This is a genomic window from Streptosporangium sp. NPDC050284 (assembly GCF_044459525.1).
Lineage (GTDB): Bacteria > Actinomycetota > Actinomycetes > Streptosporangiales > Streptosporangiaceae > Streptosporangium.
This window is the reverse complement of sequence record NZ_JBITIZ010000008.1, coordinates 41,957-63,065: the sequence shown is the minus strand read 5'-3', so window position 1 is coordinate 63,065 and position 21,109 is coordinate 41,957. Positions and strand designations below refer to the sequence as shown.

11 protein-coding genes are annotated in these 21,109 nt (G+C 66.4%); 8 read left to right on the top strand and 3 right to left on the bottom strand.

The window, feature by feature from the left end:
* Positions 1–182 precede the first annotated feature (182 nt).
* The 3 genes from ACIBH4_RS19925 to sppA all read left to right on the top strand — a co-directional run bounded on the left by ACIBH4_RS19925 (position 183) and on the right by sppA (position 5,933).
* Positions 183–1,784: a glycosyl hydrolase family 18 protein gene (locus tag ACIBH4_RS19925; protein ID WP_362507477.1), complete on the top strand. Its 1,602-nt coding sequence runs from the start codon at positions 183–185 to the stop codon at positions 1,782–1,784.
* 194 nt (positions 1,785–1,978) lie between these two features.
* Complete coding sequence (locus tag ACIBH4_RS19920) at positions 1,979–4,036, top strand: S8 family serine peptidase (protein WP_362766434.1); 2,058 nt, start codon at positions 1,979–1,981, stop codon at positions 4,034–4,036.
* Between the two features lie 193 nt (positions 4,037–4,229).
* Positions 4,230–5,933: a signal peptide peptidase SppA gene (gene sppA / locus ACIBH4_RS19915; protein WP_362507472.1), complete on the top strand. Its 1,704-nt coding sequence runs from the start codon at positions 4,230–4,232 to the stop codon at positions 5,931–5,933.
* Positions 5,934–6,021: 88 nt separating this feature from the next.
* Here sppA and ACIBH4_RS19910 read toward each other — a convergent pair whose 3' ends face one another.
* Positions 6,022–6,492, bottom strand: coding sequence for a flavin reductase family protein (locus tag ACIBH4_RS19910; protein WP_362766436.1), 471 nt, complete (start codon positions 6,490–6,492; stop codon positions 6,022–6,024).
* Positions 6,493–6,689: 197 nt separating this feature from the next.
* Here ACIBH4_RS19910 and ACIBH4_RS19905 point away from each other — a divergent pair, with 197 nt between their 5' ends.
* A complete protein-coding gene (locus tag ACIBH4_RS19905; protein ID WP_362766439.1) occupies positions 6,690–7,424 on the top strand; it encodes an alpha/beta hydrolase in 735 nt (244 codons plus the stop codon).
* A 178-nt stretch (positions 7,425–7,602) separates the two neighbouring features.
* On the opposite strand, the gene ACIBH4_RS19900 is transcribed toward ACIBH4_RS19905, so the two are convergent.
* Positions 7,603–8,532: an alpha/beta hydrolase gene (locus ACIBH4_RS19900; protein WP_362766442.1), complete on the bottom strand. Its 930-nt coding sequence runs from the start codon at positions 8,530–8,532 to the stop codon at positions 7,603–7,605.
* Between the two features lie 109 nt (positions 8,533–8,641).
* Here ACIBH4_RS19900 and ACIBH4_RS19895 point away from each other — a divergent pair, with 109 nt between their 5' ends.
* The 3 genes from ACIBH4_RS19895 (at position 8,642) to ACIBH4_RS19885 (ending at position 18,380) form a co-directional block, all read left to right on the top strand.
* Entirely contained in the window at positions 8,642–9,088 is a 447-nt protein-coding gene (locus ACIBH4_RS19895) for a MarR family winged helix-turn-helix transcriptional regulator (protein ID WP_362766445.1), read from the top strand.
* 645 nt (positions 9,089–9,733) lie between these two features.
* Entirely contained in the window at positions 9,734–17,587 is a 7,854-nt protein-coding gene (locus ACIBH4_RS19890; protein ID WP_362766447.1) for a LamG-like jellyroll fold domain-containing protein, read from the top strand.
* An 88-nt stretch (positions 17,588–17,675) separates the two neighbouring features.
* Positions 17,676–18,380 (top strand): DUF6193 family natural product biosynthesis protein, encoded by a 705-nt coding sequence (locus ACIBH4_RS19885; protein ID WP_362766450.1) that lies wholly within the window; start codon positions 17,676–17,678, stop codon positions 18,378–18,380.
* Positions 18,381–18,490: 110 nt separating this feature from the next.
* On the opposite strand, the gene ACIBH4_RS19880 is transcribed toward ACIBH4_RS19885, so the two are convergent.
* A complete protein-coding gene (locus ACIBH4_RS19880; RefSeq protein ID WP_362766453.1) occupies positions 18,491–19,840 on the bottom strand; it encodes a helix-turn-helix transcriptional regulator in 1,350 nt (449 codons plus the stop codon).
* A 595-nt stretch (positions 19,841–20,435) separates the two neighbouring features.
* Between ACIBH4_RS19880 and ACIBH4_RS19875 the strand changes: the two genes are divergently transcribed.
* Positions 20,436–21,038, top strand: coding sequence for an ATP-binding protein (locus tag ACIBH4_RS19875; RefSeq protein WP_362766456.1), 603 nt, complete (start codon positions 20,436–20,438; stop codon positions 21,036–21,038).
* The last annotated feature ends 71 nt before the right edge of the window (positions 21,039–21,109 follow it).

Below are 21,109 nucleotides of genomic sequence, written 5' to 3'. Positions count from 1 at the left end.
CGTTTTCGCGCTCTATGCTTCCGGCACCCTCACCACAGCTCGTTCGGCCGAAAACCTTAAATCGGCCTTATATCAACGAACAAGGCATTGACCGTCGGCGTACGAGAACCTACGCTCAGGTAATTAATAGGAAACTTTCCTATGAATACGGGGACTCGGCACTCTCTGACCTGGAGCGACCCTTGCGACGAATTACCATCGGCTCCTTCATCGCGGCGGCGGCGCTGCTGGTTCCCCTGGGGATCGGCACCGCGACGGCCGCCACACCCGCCACCGCCACCTACACGACCACCTCGAACTGGGGCTCAGGCTTCGAGGGCAAGGTCGTCGTGCAAGCCGGGACCAGCGCGCTGACCAGCTGGAAGGTCGAGTTCGACCTCCCCGCCGGGACCTCGATCACCACGTCCTGGGACGCCGACCTGACGAAGAGCGGCAACCACTACACCTTCGTCAACAAGTCGTGGAACGGCGCGCTCGCCGCGGGCGCCTCGACGAGCTTCGGTTTCAACGGCGCGCCCGGCGGGATCACCAGCGTGCTGAACTGCAAGCTCAACGGCGCCGCCTGCAACGGCACCGGGCCGACCGCCACCCCGACCCCGACCCCGACGGTCACGCCCACTCCCACGCCGACCCCGACCCCGACGGTCACCCCCACCCCGCCTCCCCCCGGCGGTAAGAAGATCGTCGGATACTTCACCCAGTGGGGCGTCTACGCCCGCAACTTCCACGTGAAGAACCTGGTCACGAACGGCTCCGCGTCGAAGCTCACCCACATCCTGTACGCCTTCGGCAACACCACCGGCGGCCGGTGCACCATCGGTGACTCCTACGCCGACTACGAGAAGGCCTACACCGCGGCCGACAGCGTCGACGGCGTCGCCGACACCTGGGACCAGCCGCTGCGCGGCAGCTTCAACCAGCTCCGCAAGCTGAAGAAGGCGTACCCGAACATCAAGGTCATCTGGTCCTTCGGCGGCTGGACCTGGTCCGGCGGCTTCACCCAGGCCGCGCAGAACCCGGCCGCGTTCGCCGACTCCTGCTACAACCTGGTCGAGGACCCGCGCTGGGCCGACGTGTTCGACGGCATCGACATCGACTGGGAGTACCCCAACGCCTGTGGCCTGACCTGTGACAGCAGCGGCCCGAACGCCTTCAAGAACATCATCTCCGCGCTGCGCACCAAGTTCGGCGCCAACGCCCTCGTCACCGCGGCGACCACGGCCGACGGCTCCAACGGCGGCAAGATCGACGCCGCCGACTACGCCGGCGCGATCAACAACCTGAACTGGCTCATGCCGATGACGTACGACTACTTCGGCGCGTTCAACCCGCAGGGCCCGACGGCTCCGCACTCGCCGCTCACCTCCTACACCGGCATCCCGCAGGCCGGGTTCAACTCCGACGCGGCGATCCAGAAGTTCAAGGCCAAGGGCATCCCGGCGAGCAAGCTGCTGCTGGGCATCGGCTTCTACGGCCGAGGCTGGACCGGCGTGACCCAGGCGGCTCCCGGCGGCTCCGCCACCGGCGCGGCCCAGGGCACCTACGAGGCCGGGATCGAGGACTACAAGGTCCTCAAGACCAAGTGCCCGCCCACCGGCACCGTCGGCGGCACCGCCTACGCCTTCTGCAACGGCAACTGGTGGAGCTACGACACCCCCTCCACCATCACCGGGAAGATGACCTACGCCAAGAACCAGGGTCTGGGCGGGGCGTTCTTCTGGGAGACCAGCGGCGACACCACCAACGGTGAGCTCATCACCGCGATCTCCAACGGCCTCAAGTAATATTTCGACCACTCGGCCCTCCGTGCGCGCTACGCCGCGGGGGGCCGAGCTTTTTCCACTCGGCCCTCCGTGCGCGTCGCGCCGCGAGGGCCGAGCTTTTCTCCGAAGATCCTCCAAATCTGGGGCAAAGTATTCACTTGGCGCATACGGCTGCTTAGACTCCGAAACGCCCTTTTGATCCCCCCGGAGGACGCGTGCGACTTCGAGCTGTCGTGGCCATGGCGTTGGTCTTCACCCTCTCGCCCGCCATACCCGCCCTCGCCGAGGACGTACCGGCGCCCCCAGCGGTCTCCGCGAGCGAGAGCCCGCCCGTGGCCCCGGGCGACGGATCCGGAACCGAGCCCGGAGCAGGGGAGATGGGCGACGGAGCCGAGGGGGCGGGTGGTCAGGAGACCCCCGCCGACACACCGGTCTCACCCCCCGCCGACGCGACGCCCCCGCAGCCGAAACTGGAGGAGGGACTCGCCTCCGACACCGACGGCGCCCGGGTCATCGTCGAGCTGGCGGCCCCCGCCGAGGCGGCCCCGGTCGCCGGGGAGGCACGGCAGCTGCCCGACGCCGAGGTCGTCCTCGAACCCGCGGACACCTCGTTCATCGTGGTCGAGGGCACCGGCGAGTCGCTCGCGAAGCTGGCCGAGGACCCGCGCGTCCTCTCCATCCGCCGCGACCGCGTCTACTCCCCCACCTCGCTGGGCTCGCTGAGTTCCGGCTCGCTCGCCACGAGCCTGCAGGTGATCGGCGCGGACAAGGCGCACGCCACCGGCACCAAGGGCGCGGGCCAGACGATCGCGATCATCGACACCGGGATCGACGCCGGCCACCCCGACTTCGGGGGCAAGGTCGTGGAGCAGGCCTGCTTCTCCGCCACGGACGAGGGCGCGCAGTCCCTGTGCCCCAACGGGCAGACGAACGACCCCGGATCCGCCGACGCGAACACCTCCGCCTGCGTCCACGAGAGCGTCAACCTGTGCGACCACGGCACCCACGTGGCGGGGATCGCCCACGCCGTCGCGCCCGAGGCGGACATCGTGGCGATCCAGGTCTTCAGCAGGTTCAACAACTGTGACGACGAGGGCGGGGTCTGCCTGAGCGCGTTCGAGTCCACGCTCCTGCTCGCCCTGGAGCACGTCGCGAAGCTCAAGGACGGCGGCAGGAACATCGCCGCGGTGAACCTCAGCCTCGGCGGCGGCCTGTACGAGGGAAGCTGTGACGCCGAGCCGGACCTGGCGGCGATGAAGAGCCGCGTCGACGACCTGCGCGCCAAGGGCGTGGCCGTCGTGGCCGCGGCCGGCAACGAGGGCGTGCCCGGCGCCGGGGCTCCCGGCTGCTTCTCCGCCCCGGTGACGGTCGGCGCGACGGGCGACGACGACACCGTCCCCCACTGGTCCAACTACGGCTCCGTACTCGACCTCTTCGCCCCCGGTCTGGAGATCGAGTCCGCGGTGCCGGGCGGCGGCCACCAGGTCTACAGCGGGACCTCGATGTCCACCCCGTTCGTCACCGGTGCCATGGCGCTGATGGCCCAGAAGGCCCCGAACACCCCGGACGCGCTGGAGGCCGCGCTGAAGACCGCGGGCCGGCAGGTCACCTACGACGGCGTGACCACCCCCCGCCTCGACCTGAACGCCGCGATCGCCGGAGGCACCCCGGGTGACCCCGTCACTCCCCCCGGCCCCGAGGTTCCCAGCGACGACCCCGGCCCGGAACCCAGCCCAGAACCCAGTCCCGAGCCCAGCTCCGGTCCCCCTCCGTCGGCGCCGCCGAACGACCCGGTGCCGACGCCGATCCCGCTGCCGACGGTGACGGTCACCGTGACCGTGACCGTCCCCCCGCCGGCGACGCCCACGGTGTGCACGCGCGGCAAGTCCACCAAGACGCTGAGCGCCGCGCAGTGGGCGGTTGAGGTCACCCGGGGCAAGGGCAAGATCAAGGACGCGACGGTGAGCTGCTACCTCGGCCTGGTGGCCAAGGCGAGCAAGGTCTTCTCCGAGGTCACGCCCGCCTCCACCCTGGGCGGCGCGTACAAGGTGCTCAAGCCCGCCAAGAAGACGGCGCGGGCCAAGCTGGAGAGCGAGCTGCTCGCCGCCTGGCTGAACTGGGCGAACGGCGGCGTGAACTTCACCGCGAAGATCAAGGAGACGGCCACGCTGAAGACGGTCCTCACCTCGGTCGAGAAGGCACGCCTGAAGGGCTCCTCCCCCGCCGCGTCCACCACGATGCTCAAGAAGCAGGTGAACGCCCGCCGAGCGTGACCCCGGCAATCCAGGTAGGCCCCGCAGGCACCGGACCTGCGGGCCTACCTGGACCGGAAGACCCGTGGACCACACCGGCGGACCCGCAGGCCACGCAGACCCCTCGGGCTCCACGGTCCTGTCTTATGCCAGAAAGCGGGCGAGAACCCGACGAGCCGCATAAGCCCGGTATGTGTCGCTTAGGGTGAAGGGCATGGACGCGACCAAGGTGATCATCGATAGTGTCGAACGGTTCAAGCAGCGGCGTACCGCTCCCCTGATCCTTGAGCTCGACCTCACCGAGGGCCTGACAGACGGCAGTCCTCCGGCCGACCCGCTGAGCGCCATCATGGCGATGCGCAAGACGAGCCTCACCGACGTGCTGGCCGGGCTCAAGCGCGCCAGGAAGGACGACCGGGTCAGGGCACTGATCGTCAAGATCGGCACCCAGCCGCTGGGCCTCGCGATCGTCCAGGAGCTCCGCCAGGCTGTGATCCACTTCCGGGCCTCGGGCAAACTGACCGTCGCGTTCGCCGAGACCTTCGGCGAGATCGGCGGGGGCACCGTCCCCTACTACCTGGGCAGCGCCTTCGAGCGGGTCTACCTCCAGCCCTCCGGTGACGTCGGGCTGACCGGCGTCGCGATGGAGCAGCGCTTCCTGCGGGGTGCCCTGGGCAAGATCGGCGTGGAGTACCAGATCGGCCAGCGGCACGAGTACAAGACGGCCGCCAACACCTTCACCCAGGACCACATGACCGAGGCCCACCGTGAGTCGATGAGCCGCATCACCGAGTCGATCACCGAACAGGTCGTGGCGGGCATCGCCGAGGGGCGCGGCCTGGAGCCGGCCAAGGTACGCGAGCTGATCGACCAGGGCCCGTTCATCGGCGCCGAGGCCGTCGAGGCGGGACTCGTCGACCGGCTCGCCTACCGCGACGAGGTCTACGACGAGGTCAAGGAGTCCGCCGGCGACGGCGCGCTCCTGCTGTACGTCGGCCGCTACGCCAAGTCGTTGTCCGCGAAGAAGCTCCCGCACCCCGGCGAGCAGGTCGTCGCGCTCGTCCGCGGCAACGGCGCGATCCGGCTCGGCCGCAGCGGTCGCAGCCCGCTGGGCGGCGGTGGCGCGATGGGCTCCGACACCATCTGCGCCGCCCTGCGCGCGGCCCGCAACGACGACCATGTCAAGGCCGTCGTCTTCAGGGTCGACAGCCCCGGCGGCTCGTACACCGCCTCCGACGCCATCTGGCGCGAGGTCGTGCTCACCCGCAAGGCGGGCAAGCCCATCATCATCTCGATGGGCGACCTCGCCGCCTCCGGCGGCTACATGGTCTCGATGGCCGCCGACGTCATCGTGGCCCAGCCGGGCACGCTCACCGGCTCCATCGGCGTGTTCGGCGGCAAGGCGGTCATCGGCGGGCTGCTGGAGAAGATCGGCGTCACCTCCGAGACCGTCGGCGAGGGCGCCAACTCCGGGATGTTCTCCCCCACCAACGCCTTCTCCGAGGCGCAGTGGGCGCGGATCAACGCCTGGCTCGACCGGGTCTACGACGACTTCGTGAACAAGGTCGCCGAAGGTCGCGGCCTGTCGCGTGAGCGCGCCCACGAGCTGGCCAAGGGCCGGGTCTGGACCGGCGCCGACGCCCTGGAAGGCGGCCTCGTCGACGAACTCGGCGGCCTGGAGGACGCCCTCGCCATCGCCCGCAAGAAGGCGGGCCTCGCCGTCGACGCCCCCGTACGCGTCTACCCCAAGCTCAACCCCCTGGAGCGGCTGCGCCCCGCGGAGTCCAGCGAGGACAAGGCCGCCGCCCTGGCCAGGGTCCGCCTGGAGTCGTGGGGCCCCCTCGCCCACCTCGCCGGCGAGCTGGGCCTGCCCTCGTACGGCCCGCTCATCCTGCCGGGCACCTGGACGATCCGCTGATCTTCCTCGTCCATCCCCGTGAGAGCCGCCCCGTCCGAACGGGGCGGCTCTCACGCGTACGGAACCTGTGAGAAAGGAGCGAGCGGGATCAGCGGTAGCGGCTCCGGTAGCGCGCCAGCGGCAGCAAGGACGCGTCGACGTACTCGACCCCGAGGACCTTCGCGATGAACAGCGTGTGATCCCCGGCCGGGACCACCTTGACCGTCTCGACCTCCAGCGCGGTGACACCACCGTCCACCACGAGGGCCTCGCTCAGCGCGCCCCGGTGGTGCGGCGTACCCGCGAGCAACAACCTGGCACCCGGGCGGCCCGCCGTGGCGAACCGGCTCGCGATCGCCTTCTGCCCGGCCGACAGCACGCTCGCGGCCCAGCGGTCCTGCCTGAGCAGCAGCTCGTTGAGATATCCGGTGCTGTCCAGGCTCACCATCACCAGCCGAGGTTCCAGCGACAGCGAGGTGAAGGTGGAGACCGTCACCCCCACGTCGTCGCGATCGTCCTTCACGGTGACGATCGTCACCCCGGTCACCACCTGGGCCATCGCCTCGACGAACTCGTTCATCCGGCCATCATCCCGGACCCGAGCGCCTGCTTGGCCCGGCGCCTTGTCCTCCTCCGACCACGAGGCACCGGATGGACCGGAGACGAGACCGCCACCCGGCATGAGAGCGCCGGGCGGGCATCTGATCACCGCCGAGTCGGCCGGACGGCCACCCCCTGGCATCATGGTCATCGACCGACGCGACGGGAGCGGCCCACATGCATGTCGAGACACACGGTCCTGCCGACGCCCCGCCCGTGCTCCTGCTGCACGGTGGCGGTGTCGCCGGTTGGATGTGGGAGCCGGTGCGTGAGCGTCTCGCGCGCGACCACCGGCTGATCGTCCCTGACCTGCCCGGCCACGACCACAGCGCGGACGAGACGTATCACTCCCATGCCCAGACCGCCGAAGCCCTGACGAAGCTCCTCCACGACGCGGGCGGTCGCGTCTCCGTCGTCGGGTTCTCCCTGGGCGCGCAGCTGACGGTCCTGCTCGCCGCGCACCGGCCCGAGCTCGTGGAACGGGTGGTCGTGGTCAGCGCGCAGGCCAAGCCCATCGCGGCCACCGGCTTCACCCTCGGCCTGCTCGGCGCCACCGCTGGGCTCGCCCGGCAGCGGTGGTTCGCCAAGCTGCAGGCCAAGCAGCTGTTCGTCCCCGACCCGTTGCTCGACGACTACGTCCGTACGTCCGCGAGCATCTCGAAGCAGACCCTGCTCGCCGCGGTCGGCGAGAACCTGCGCTTCACCCCGCCACCCGCGTGGTCGCGTTTCCCCCGCGAGGTGCTGATCCTCGCCGGTGGGCGTGAACGGGCCCTGATGCGGGAGTCGGGCCGTGTGCTGCACGAGGCCCTGCCGGGCAGCGAGCTGGAAATCGTGGCGGACTGCGGGCACGGCATCCCGCTACAACGGCCCGACTGGTTCGCGGACCGCGTACGCGACCGGCTCGGCGCCTGACCGGCCGTCGAGCCGCACCCCCGGGCGCTCGATGGCTCGCCCAGGTGCGGATGCGCCGGTTCCTGTACGCCGACAGGTCGTCCAGGATCACGGAGATCGGGCCGCCGCCGTAGCGAGCGGCCCGGGTCGCCGGCCTACTGCCGCTTCACAGTGGGTCGAGGCGCTTATGTCATCCGCGTCAGTGAACCGATTCGAGATGGTCGGCGCCCAGGTGGTCGGTCCTCAGGTGGCCGGCGAGGAAGCGGGCGGCGCGGTCGAGTGCGGCGTCCGCCTCATCGAGGCGGCCGTAGTGGTGCTGGAAGACGTGCGGGAGGCCGGCCCCGACTTCGAGCGTGACCTCGACATCGTCGGCGCCCGCGCGGCCGGCCAACCGGATCGCGTCGTCGAGCAGCACCTCGTTCGCCCCGACCTGTACGAGTAGCGGCGGCAGTCCGGTGAGGTCGCCGAACAGCGGGCTGGCCAGGTGATGTGCCCGGTCGCCTGCACCGACATAGAGATCGGCGTACGCGCGCAGGTCGGCCTCGATGAAAATGGGGTCGGCGTCCTCCTTGGAACGAATGCTTCCTCCGGCGAGAGTGAGATCGACCCAGGGAGAGAAGACGACCACGGCGGCCGGTTGCGGCAGCCCGGCCTCCCGGGCCGCGAGCAGCGTGGCGATGCTCAAGCCGCCACCGGCGGAGTCACCGGCCATGACGAGGTCGCGCGGGTCGGTACCCGCCGCCAGCAGCTCGCGATAGGCCGCGAGCCCGTCGTCGACGGCCGCGGGGAAAGGGTCTTCGGGCGCCAGCCGGTAGTCCACCGACATCGCTCGCAGCCCGGCGCGGCGGGCCAGTTCGCCGACCAGCCCCGCATGGGTGTCCGGTGAGCCGACGACATAGCCGCCGCCGTGCAGGTAGAGCAGTCGCCCGCGACCGGAGGCGTTGGCCGGCTCCAGCTCCAGGGCCGGCCGCCCGCCCAGGACGGTCCTACGGGTGATGACGCCCTCCGGTGCCGGACGGGTGAGGGCTGCGACGAAACCGCTGCGCTGCTCCTCGACGGTGGGCCGTGTCTCGCTGCGAGGGGCGGAACGGAGCAGGGTGTCCAGGGCGTCGCGCTGCTGCTGGGACATGTCGGGCCTCCATGGGTTGAGGTGTGAGAATGGATTCCCGGGAATCCATCTGCCTGAGCCCAACCAGATTCCAAGGAAGATGATTCCCAGGAATCTATCGGAGGTTACTGTGAGCCATATCACTCCGATCTTCGCCGACCTCGTCCGCGTCGAGACCCGGCTCTACAACGCGGTGAGCGCCCGGCTGCGCGCCGAACACGGGCTGGGGCTGGGACAGTTCGAGTTTCTGGAGATCATCGACCGCGTGCCGGGATGCCGCGTACTCGACATCGTCGGCGAACTGGCGATCACCGTGGGGGCCGTGAGCAAGGCGGTCGACCGGCTGGTGGCCTCAGGCTGGTGCCTACGAGTCGCACACCCCCAGGACCGCCGGTCGTCCGTTCTCCGCCTCACCCCCGAGGGTGAGAAACAGCTGGCCGCTTCCCGCCCCACCGTCGAAAGCGAACTCATCTCGCTGACCGCGACGGTTTCCCCTGACGACCTGGCCCTCATCACCTCGACCTTGGCCACCCTGCGCGCGACCCTCGAAGCGGGCTCCTACGGCCAGCCGGGCTGAGGAGACATCACCTGGGTGACTCCACAAGTGCGCCGACAGGTGGTCGGCAGCCGGTCCGGCCGCCGTGATCGATGAGCCTTGGGCTGTGCTCCGAATCACATCGCTCCACGACCTTCCCGTCGCCGCTTTCAACCCGTGAGGAATCACCTCCAACCACTCCAGCACCACCTTCGGTCCGCCCCAAAACCACGAGTTCGAGCCCTCCTCTCCCCTCGCAACCGTCGCGAAGGCCGCCATATCTCGCCGCTCGCGAACCGTGCCTTCAGAAAACCCAGAGACGAAGCCCCCAGGTGAACCACGAGCCACCGACACCTCTCCCTACGTGATCGTTTCGGCTTACCCTTCTCTACAACCGAACGTCACCGTGAGAACGCGGCCCCGATATGTCGCACTTTCAAACCCGAAATCCGTGTCCTATTTAGCTGCTCTCTCACATATTGCGGACATAAAGGTTCTATGGGTAATTTCTGATCGTTTGCTGTTAGCTCGCTCCGAACCGTCGACCTCGGCCCCACTTCGGGCCTGATGGCGGGCTGGGGTAACGCGGGAGCGATTGGCTCTCGCGCTGACTTGTTCGGAGGGTGACGGCGTATGCGCCGGAGTTTGTCATGGTCGTTTTCGGTAGTCGTGAGAACCTGGACGGCGGTGGCCGTGCTGGTGACGGCGTTACCGGGCCTGCTGCTCTTCCAGGCGTTTCCGGTGTCCGCCGCGACGGTGCAACCACCCGCTCTCTTTCACGGCCCTCCCGACACACCTGACCAGTTGACCGGTTCTGCGGCGGGCTTTCCGTCCCTGGTAGAAACGGCGGCCACCACGACGACGGTGAAAGTGAAGCCGTCGAAACAGGAGGACGAACGCCCCAAGAGGGCGTTGCAAACCGAGGGGCGCTTCGTCGATGAGCCCCAGCCCGCCGCCACCCGCAAGAGCACCGACGCCGACAAGCGTTCGGCCTCTTCTGAGGCTGCGCGGGCTCAGGCGCTGGACTGCCAGTACGGATGTATTCCGACGATCGTGGATGTGCATCCGTGGAACGAGGCGCAGGTCGGGTCGTTGACGCCGTTACTGGTGACGTACGCCAAGAGCAACGCCGGCGTCTATGGCATTGATTACTTCTTTGAAATCTGCGACCGGTCGGGGATGTCGGGCACGTGCACCACGTCGGGATGGCTGAGTGATGTCAACACCTGGCGGGTTCCGGCAGGCAAGCTGAAGTGGGGCAAGGAGTACTGGTGGCAGGTGTCGGCGAAGGATCGCGGCACCTTGGGAGTGAACACGTCGTTGATGTCGTCCATCACCACCGGGGTGCGGCAGCCGATGATCACCTCACAGTTGTCCGCGCGGGGAGTGAACGGCCAGGAGTTTCACCAACTGTCCGGGAACTACACCACGGCCTTCACCGACGCCTCGGTCACGACGGCCGGTGAGCCATTGTCGGTGGTGCGCTCGTACAACACGCTGGACCCGCGAGCCGATGGGATGTTCGGCGCGGCCTGGTCAACACTGTGGGACATGAAGCTCGTCTCCGAGGTCGGAGGTGAGACCTCATCACTGCTGGCTACCTATCCCGATGGTCGTCAGGTGCGGTTCGCCCCCAACGGGGACGGCACCTTCCAGCCGCCGCCGGGAATGCACGCCACCTTGGCGACCGTCAGCGGTGGCGGCTGGCGGTTGATGGACAAGAGCGCCACCTCCTACCACTTCGACGCCCAGGGGCGGCTCACCAAGATCACCGACGCCCGCAGCCGTAGCCGCGACCTTGTCTACGGAACCGACGGAAAGCTGGCGACCGTGACCGCCACCGGCGGTCGGGCATTGCATTTCACCTGGACGGGCGCGCACGTCACGCAGGTGTCCACCGACCCGGTGGGGGGTCAGGCGTTGACATGGACCTACCAGTATCAGGGCGATCGGTTGGTCGCCTCATGCGCTCCGGTGGCCGCGCCGAACTGCACCACCTACGGGTACGGCACCGGCTCGACCTACCGCTCGACGGTGTTGGACTCCGAGCCTTATGGATACTGGCGGCTGGGCGAGACCTCGGGGACTTGGGCCGCCGACCTCGGATGGGGGGCAGGTCCCGCCACCTACGTCAATGCGACCAAGGGACAGCCCGGAGCTCTGGCCGGCACCACCGACACCGCGATCAGCGTGACCTCCGGTTCGGTCGAGCTTCCGCTGAACTCGGTCGCCCGCCTCGCCGACAAGTTCTCGGTGGAGGTGTGGTTCAAGACCACCCTGCACGGGGTGCTGTTCTCAGCGGGCCTGGAGGATCCGACCCCTGCGGACTCTGCGATCTATGTGGGCACCGACGGCAAACTACGTGCCCGCTCCCAGCCGTTCTACGGTGATAACGCGGCCCCGATCACCTCGGCGGGTGTCGTCAACGACGGGCAGTGGCACCACGCGGTGCTGAGCGTGTCCGGTCCCACCGATCGGCTGTATCTGGACGGTCAACTGGTGGGCTCCCTGACCGGGTCAGGAGGCATCGATTGGCGGGAACAGGCCCGGTTCGGCAAAGGAATGCTCAGCTGGCGGTGGCCGGCCACCAGTGAGAGCTTCAGGGGACAACTCGACGAGGTGGCCCTCTACGACAAGCCACTGACCGCTCAGGAGATCAGCCGCCACCACGCGGCCCGCGCCGAGACCCCGCACAAGCTCACCACCATCACGTTGCCATCGGGACGAGCCTGGGCGGCCAACACCTACGACGCCGCCACCGACCGGATCACCACGCACGTCGACCAGCACGGCGGCACCTGGAAGATCGGTGCCCCGGTCTACGCGCCGGAACCGGGCACCTCAACGATCACGGTCACCGACCCCAACAACAACACACTCGGCTACGTCCACGATGCCTGGCGTGGTTACCGTCTGGTCAGTCGTACCGACCAGCTGGGCAAGATCACCAGGTACGGGTACGACACCGGCGGATTCCTCACCAAGGTCACCGACCCGAACGGTGTTGTCATCGAGCAGGTCAACGACGCGCGCGGCAACGTCACCGCCACCAAGACCTGCAAGGCAGCGGGAAACTGCCAGACCACCCACCAGGCGCTCTACCGCAACAGCGCCAATGAGTTCGACCCGCGCAATGACCGTCCGGTGACATACAGAGATGCCCGCTCAGCGAACGCCACCGACAACACCTACGCCACCACCATCGAGTACACCCCCCAAGGTGAAGTGGCCAAGCAGACCACCCCGGCCACTTCCGACTTCCCCACCGGCCGCTCGACGACGTACACCTACACCGACGGCACCGAACCCGCCATCGGCGGCGGCACCACCCCAGCGGGGCTGACGAAGTCGGTGAAGGACGCCAAGAACAATGAGATCACCTACCGTTACAACACCACCGGGGACCTGGCCGAGCAGACCAGCCCGTCCGGACTGATAACGAAGTTCGCCTATGACGCGCTGGGCCGGGTGACCTCGCAAACCGAGGTATCGGCAGCTCATCCCACCGGTGTCACCACGACGTTCACCTACGACGGGACCGGACGGCTGCTCACGCAAACCGCTCCCGGAGTGAAGAACGAGGTCAACAACGTCACCCACACCGCCAAGGCCACCTACACCTACAACCCCGACGGTGACACGCTCACCGAGACGGTGGCCGATCTGACCGGCGGTGATGCGACGCGGACGACCACCTACACCTACGACCCCAAAGGGCGGGTAGAGACGATCACCGACCCCGAGGGTGGGATGGCTCGTTCGACGTGGGACAGCACAGGAGCGCAGGTGTCGGCGACCAATCAGTTGGGCACGGTCTTCGCCTACGGCTACACCAAGCGCGGCGAGTTGGCCTCGACAACGATCAAAAACTGGACGGGCAGTCCACTGGCCCCGAAACCGGCCCAGGACGTGGTGTTGGAGGCGCGTTCCTACGACAACGGGGGACGTCTGGGCGGGCGAGTCGATGCGATGGGCCGCAAAACCCTCTACACCTACTTCACCGACAACCGTCTGTCGGAGGTCATCGGCGACGATGTGCGGCTCAACGGGTTGACGACTACGACCGATGTGGTGTTGGAGGCCAACACGTATGACGCGGCCGGCAACCTTGTCAAGCAGGTCACCGACGACCCAGCCGGCCAAGACAGTGGCGGCGAAAAGGTCACCACCGACTACGTCTACGACGCGGCGGGCCGCCTGACCTCCAGCACGTTCGACCCCGTCACGCTCAAACGGAAAACCGCGTACACCTACGACGCGGTCGGCAACATCACCAAGGAGACCTTCACCGGCGCGGCCAGTGCCCGCACCGAATCCACCACCTACACCTACAACGCGCTGAGCCTGATGACCCAGCGAACCGTGGAGAACGGCGCTGAGGACCTGGTCGCTACCCACACCTACGACGACCGTGGCCTGCTGACCGCGACAACCGACCCTCGCGGTAACGCCTCCGGCGCCAACGCGGCGGATTTCACCACGACGCTGCGCTACGACCTGGCCGGGCAACTGGTGGAGACCAAGGCTCCGCAGGTGACGATCGAGAAGAACGGAACGGCGACCGCCGGGCGACCCACGGTGCGCTACGGCTACAACAGCGTCGGCCTGACCACCCACGCGGTGGACGGCGAGGGCCGCACCAGCACCGCCGCCTTCGACAAGGCAGGCCGCCTGACCTCGACCACATCGGCCCCCTACACCCCGCCGGGCGGGGCCACACTGATCCCGAAGATCAGCTACGGATACGACGCGGCCGGTCAGCTGACCAGCGTCACCAACGAGCGCGACTACGTCACCACCGCCACCTACGACGCGCTGGGCCGCGCGGTCAGGGTGACCGATCCCGGCCCGTCCGGCCCTGGCGGTGCCTGGACGTCGGAGTACGACATGCTGGGCGAGGAGTTGGCCACGGTCGATCCCACCGGGGCCCGCAGTGAGGCGACTTATGACGACCTGGGCCGTCAGATCACCGCCACACGGATCGAACGCAAGCCCACCACGGCAGCGCACACCACCACGCTGACCTACGACACTGCCGGGAACCTCACCAAAGCCGTCGCTCCGGGCAACAAGACCACCAACTACGTCGTCAACGCCGCCGGGCAGCCCACCTCGATCAGCGACCCGCTGACACACGCCTCCACCTTCGGCTACGACATCCTGGGCCGCACCACCAAGGTCACCGACCCGCTGAACAACGCCACCGAGGCCGAATACGACCTGGCCGGCCGCCAGATCGCCGCCAAGGATCTCAACAGCAGCAACGCGGTGGTGCGTACCTTCGGGTTCGGCTACGACCTGGCTGGTAACCCGACCAGCACCACCTCCGGTGAGGGGCGCATCACCCGCCGCACCTTTGACGCCGCGAGCCGGATGACCTCACTGATCGAACCGGTCGCTACGGGAACCTCGATCACCTCGACGTTCGGCTACGACGCCACCAGCGCGCACACCCGCATCACCGATGGTCGCGGCAATGCCACCTGGACCAGCTACAACACCCTTGGCCTGGTCGAGTCGGTCATCGAACCGGCCACCACCGCCTACCCGAACGCGGCTGATCGGACCTGGACCAGCCTTTACGACGCCGCCGGGAACGCCACCGCGACCCTGCAGCCCGGCGGGGTGCGCATCGACCGCACCTTCGACCATCTCGACCGGCTCACCACGCAGACCGGCAGCGGCGCCTCGGTGGCCACCCCGGCGCGTAACTTCACCTATGACAGCGCGGACCGATTGACCGCGGTGGGCGACTACACCTTGGAGTACAACGACCGCAGCCTGCTGACCAAGGTGTCCAAAGCCGCCAACCAGGTCGCCACCTACGCCTACGACGCCTCGGGCAACCCCACCCAGCGCGTCGACCCGACCGGGACGGCGACCTACACCTGGGATGCCGCCGACCGGCTCAAGACCGCGAGCGACCCGGTCACCGGCCGCACCTGGACCTACGGCTACGACAACGCCGACCGGCTCACCACCAAGACCTCTGCCTCTCCGGTGAGCACCCAGACCTACGGCTACGACACCGTCAACCGGCTCACCTCACACTCGGTGAAGAACAGCTCCGGCACCGAACTGGCGAAGATCGCCTACGGATGGGACAAGGACGACAACCTCACCAGCAAAACCACCACCGGCACCGCCGGGGCGGGAGTCAACACCTATGGCTACGACCACGCCGGGCGGCTGACCTCCTGGACCGCGCCTGGTGGCGCCACCACTTCCTACACCTGGGACGAGTCCGGCAACCGCACCGGCGCCGGAAGCGACACCTTCGTCTACGACCAGCGCAACCGACTGATCTCTGGCGCCGGGACCGACTACACGTACACCCCTCGCGGCACCACCGCCACCGAGACCAAGGCCGGAACCACCCGCAACCTGACCTTCGACGCCTTCGACCGGCTCGTCTCCGACGGAGAGGCCGGCTACGGCTACGACGCCCTGGGCCGGGTGACCTCACGCACCAAGGGTGCTGAGCAGCGGCGGTTCGTCTACTCCGGCCTGGAGAACGACATCGCCACCGTTGCCGACGGCGCCAACGCCACCTTGGCCAAGTACGGTCGCGACCCCTTCGGAGGGCTGCTCAGCCTGCAAGAAGGCGCTGCCCCCGCACTTGCCACGATGACCGACCTGCACGGCGATGTGGTGGGCACCTTCTCCGGCACCGCGCTGGTCGACTCGGTCGCCTATGACCCCTTCGGCAAGCCCATCCACCGCTCAGGCACCCCGCGCGGCCTCGGCTACCAGGGCGAGTACACCGACCCCGACACCGGCAAGGTCAACATGCACGCCCGCTGGTACCAGCCCGGCACCGGCGCCTTCACCTCCCGCGACGACTGGACTCTCAATCCCCAACCATCGGTTCAAGCCAATCGCTACACCTATGGCAACGCAAGTCCTTTGGTTAGCGTGGACCCATCAGGTCATTACCCCGTCCTACCCCCAATAACGGGAGGTGGAAGAGGGCCTGTAGTTGCACCTCCAGCCCCTAAACCTCCTATCATCCCTATTCCTCTTCCAGTCTTTCCCATGCCCAATACAAACAAAAGTCCCACCACGGCCCCTAGTCCCACTACAGGCAAAGGCACCAGCACAGGCGCTAATCCCAATTCAGGAAGAGGCTCTAACCCCGACCCAGGAAAGGGCTCCAACCCCGACATTAACAGGAATGGCGGAGGCAGGTACATCGCTACCGCCACAAGCAGCACACAGAGCGTTACCATTAGAAACAATACGGGAACCGCACCCCCCAGAGTTTCGCCTCAACCGCCGACCAAGAAACCGGAGCCGTACAAGCCTGACTTCGATCCAAACAGCCCAGAATTCATAAACGACCCTAACAACGCTGAGAACCCCATCTATCAGCGTACCCCTCAAGAAGAAAAAGACTACTACTGCACATATCTCGGACCATGCATTTACAGCTATACCGGTCACGTTGGAACCGAAATTCAAGGCGACGGCGGGCGCGGCGGAGGAGGCGGAGGCGGGACTTCATGCGAGCAGTGGGATCCCGAGAGATGCGGAAAAGACTCCTGCGGCAAATACGTCGGCTTTGTATATTCCACATCGGTGTTTGGATGTGTACCCGGCTCGGACAAGGACATCGGCAACGGAACCGCTCGCTCGCAGAACTTCCCCACAGATAACGGCAGCGACAGCTACCCCGAGACTCCGCCAGCCCCGCCGACCTTCTGCCCTTCCGGCAACAGCTTCGTACCTGGCACCAAGGTCCTGATGGCCGACGGCACCACCAAGCCGATCGAGGACGTCAAGATAGGCGACTGGGTGGTAGCCGCTGACGCGGCAACAGGACTGACCGCCGCCAGGCGCGTCAGCCACCTGATCACCGGCGACGGCGAGAAGCGTCTGGTCCGTCTCACCATCACCACAGACGCAGCGACCGGAAAATCCGGAACGGTAGTCGCCACAGATGGCCACCCGTTCTGGGTCCCTGACCTCCGCAAGTGGGTCAAGGCAGGCGAACTCCAGCCCGGCATGCTCCTACGAACCAGCGCCGGCACCTACATCCAGCTCACCGCCGTCAAGAAGTGGACCGCCCCCCAACGCGTCCACAACCTCACCGTCGACGGCCTGCACACTTATCATGTTGTAGCAGGCAACCAAGCTATCCTTGCTCACAACGATGATCCGTTCGATGTTGCTCTTGGATACCGAATTCATGGAACGGAGAAATTTGCAAACGACAGGGGCCTCCAACACTTCTTGGATCTCGGCCCCACCGAGTGGCAAGCACCCGTTCAGAAGGCAATAGTAAATGGAAAAATAGTTCTACACGTCAACACGAGAGGATTTAGCGGCGACTTCACTGAAATGGCAATGAGGGGCCTGAGGCGCGACAAGAACATATCCCCTTATGCTACCGAAGAAGAGATGGGATGGATCGCGCGAGCCGTTGCCAATGAACGTAGGACATGGGACTCCGTTCGCTTTTACGATGATTCCGGAGATGTCGTCAACGTTCCCGAGCCCGACTGGGATTCCTTTGGAAGGCTGCGCGACCTCCCCTGCTGAACCCCGGGAAAATAATTCAGTCGCCTTGATTTTATTGATCATATTTTAACACCTTAAAGATTCACTGGAGATGTGAGGTTATTCAGCAATGCCAGCAGGGCGCGAAATTCCAGATTTTGGACCGGCCGACGCGTTAAATGTAAACCTTTATCCAGACCTTGTGGCAAAAGGAGGACTAGCGCTAGCGATAAAAAGGTTGTCAGAAGAGATCCGCGTCGACATCCCCCATGTTCACACGCAACCAAATTCCGGCCGATACACTTCCGCAAAGGTTGACTCAAACCGAGGAGTCATTTCAGTCCTACTGGGAGTTGAAAAACGAATTTTTTCTATAAAAATCGCCAGTGACACCCACGTTTGGGCCAGCGGTGGAACGGAAGACCTCTCAAAAGTGATCAAAGTGATTTTCGCTTGGCAAAACGGATCCACCCTGAAAGAGTTGCGTGAGGAATTCCCGTTCATGGGCTACGAGAAGCTGGCCGAAGCCTACGAGCAAGGGAACCCCGTTCCCGTTCAGTGGGACTTACTCCTAAAAGATCGAAGTTATACGAACATCGGAAATCTTTTACGAGCAGTTCACTCAAGAGAAGAGCTACGAACCAGATTTCCATATGTAAGCCACGGAATGTTACGCCTCACCGAAAGCCCTTTTTCGAGGTCACCGAATGAGATTTGGATTGCCCCTCTGTCAACAATTGGCTATCAGGTCGAAATTTCTGGAAGCCCTGAATCGCGCACTGAATGCGGAACACTCGAAGAAGCGATTAACGCAGCGATTGCCTGTCTTATCTAGCCGCTCTGCAGTCCCATCGCCACGGTGTCAGTGGGCCAGTCAACTCGCTCGAAGCTCACGATCATTCACCCTCTGGTTGTCTGCTCTACCTCGGAGTTGTGCTATCTACTTCAGATCGCTTCCATCGTCGACCGATAAAGGTCTTCGAACCTTCGGACTGCGGCGGTGTCCGCGAAGGGGTGGAGGCGGGAGCGGATGGCCTCTATGCGGGCGGTGATGCGGGCTGAGTTGACCTTGACCGCGAGGTTCAACGACTTCGCAGCGGCCTCTGTGGCCCGTTCGATCTCGCGCGCCTGGGCGTAGGCGTCGGCGAGCCAGCTCAGGTAGAGCGAGAATTCTCGGGCGCGCGTGGCGTCGTAGGTGTCGAGGCCCTGGGTGAGCAGCGGTTCGGCCTTGAGTGGGCGGCCGAGTTCGGTGAAGCATCGGCCGGCCATCACGTCGACTTCGCCTCGGTCCAGCCAGTAGACCCATTTGGGGTCCTCGTCGCCGTCCCCGTGCTGCTCGAACACCCGGTCGACCTCACCGAGTGCCCGCTCGGTGATCGCTGAATCTCCCGCTTTGGCGTGTGCCCAGGCCACTCGTTCCAGCAGCAGAGCGCGCGTGAGCGGGGTGCTTGATCGCTCGGCGCCCTTGACCGCCGTACGAGCCACCGTGGCCGCTTGCCTGGGGTCTCCCACGTTGGCCATCTGGTAGCTCAGCGAGGACAGCAGATTGGCCGCCGTCGGCTCGTCTCCGGCGACGTGCGCGGCCTGGATGCCTTTGACGTAGTAGGTACGGGCGCGATCGTAGAGTCCGGCGTCAGAGGTCACCCATCCCGCGAGCTGGCAGAGCTCTCCCACCGCTTTCAGTAGACGGCGGCCCACATCCTCGCGGTAGGCGGCCTCCCTGACGACCGTGACGGTCGCCTCCAGCTCACCGGAGACGAGCGCATGCAGATCCGTACCCCCCACGTAGTCGTCGAGGTGGCGCAGATGATCGACCCTGGTCTCGATCCTGTCGATCAGTGAATGACCGACACGACGTCCCGAGCGGATCTCGTGGAGCTGCGGCGCCTCCACGATCAGCCACTCGTGGGCGACACGAAGCGCGGACTCCTCCGACAGGGCCTCGCTCTCGGCGGCCAGCCCGGCGGCCATCGCCTCGTTGCTCTCTCGCGTCCAGCCGTCACTGAACAGCGTCAGGCGATCATCGTTAACGCTCGGCGGGGTGATACCCAGTCGCTTGGCACGGGACAGGACAACCGCCTGGTCGAGCATCGCCAGGGGCAGATCGAGCACGATGCTCAGCCACGGCAACCAGGCCAAAGGCAGCCGCTTGCCGCGCTCCCAGCGGGAGACTTCGTTGCGAGTGATCGTGGCCTGCCCGGACACCCGGGCGAGCCGGTCGGCGAGACTCGCCTGAGTGAGGCCCTTGGCCTGCCGGGACTGCTTGATCAGTTCCTCGATCGTCAGACCTTCCACTCCCTGGCTCCTTTCGCGCACCATCTGTAGGCCAGGAAGCGGCCCCCAGCGACTGACTCGGCTCCAGGGCGGCCCCTCGATACGGGCCCCTGTGAGGCTCCTTCCATGGTCACTCACCTGCGGTTCTCTTGGAAGGCAATTACATAGAGTTACTCGATCTCACCTGGAGCAGATATGCCGGGCGACTCCCCGCCAGTGATCACCATGAATCCCCGCCGAGCCATCGAGTCTGCCCGGGAGGAGGGAACCGCCTGCGATGAGTACGGCCGAGTGCCCCGCGCGCTGGCACTGCGGTTCACCGGCTGGTGTCTTTGGTACGGCAAGACCACCAGATGCTGGTGGGCCCTGCCTCCCACCTGGTGCCGACAGCGCGTCGGCCTGCTCGAAGCCGACACCTCTACTGAACTGGCCGCACGGATACAGCACATCGAGGGCTTCCGCGCCCACCTCATCCCTGAGCAGTCGGCATCTCTCATCCTCGGCGCAGACACTCACGCGCCGCAGGCTGAAGGCCCCAGCAAGGAGAGCAGCCAGGACAGCGGAGTCACTGCAAACTCCCGGTTCGACAGGAGCGAGGGCAAGGGAGGTGGGCAAGATGGCAGCGCAGTTTCTGTCCGTGCTCGTCGGCGTACTCGCTGACCGCCTTCGCACCACGACGACCGCCGATGCCGTACGATCACCGCACCTGGGACGGATCCCCGGCTGGCCGGCGTCCCTTGGCCACACCCCCGTCATCTCTCAACGGTTCGCCGCCACCCCCGAGCAGGTCAGACCCGCCCGCGCCTTCGTCGCCGAACTCTTCGGCAACGACCACCCGCTCCGCGACGACGCCATGCTCCTCACCAGCGAACTCGCCACCAACGCCGTCGAACACTCCAACGGATCACTCGACGCCCGACCGGCCGATACCGAAGCCATCGCCACCGGACCGTACGACACAAGACCGCACGAGTACGACGCGGGGACGGCCAAGCGGTCACGGGAGTTCGTCGTCACGGTGGCCTTCCTCCCCCACGGAGTGCTCATCACCGTCCAGGACCCCGGCGCCTCGGAGATCCCCTGCACGGGAAAACCCAGCCCGGAGGCCACCGGCGGCCGAGGACTCCTGCTCGTCAACGACCTCGCCACCCGCTGGGGATTCCACCGCGACCCCACAGGAACCGTCGTCTGGTTCGAGCTCCACTCGACCGACGGGTAACCCCTGAGCACGACGCCTCGCCTCGGCTACGGCTTCTTCACCGCCGGAGTTCGCGACGATGTCCGCGCGGA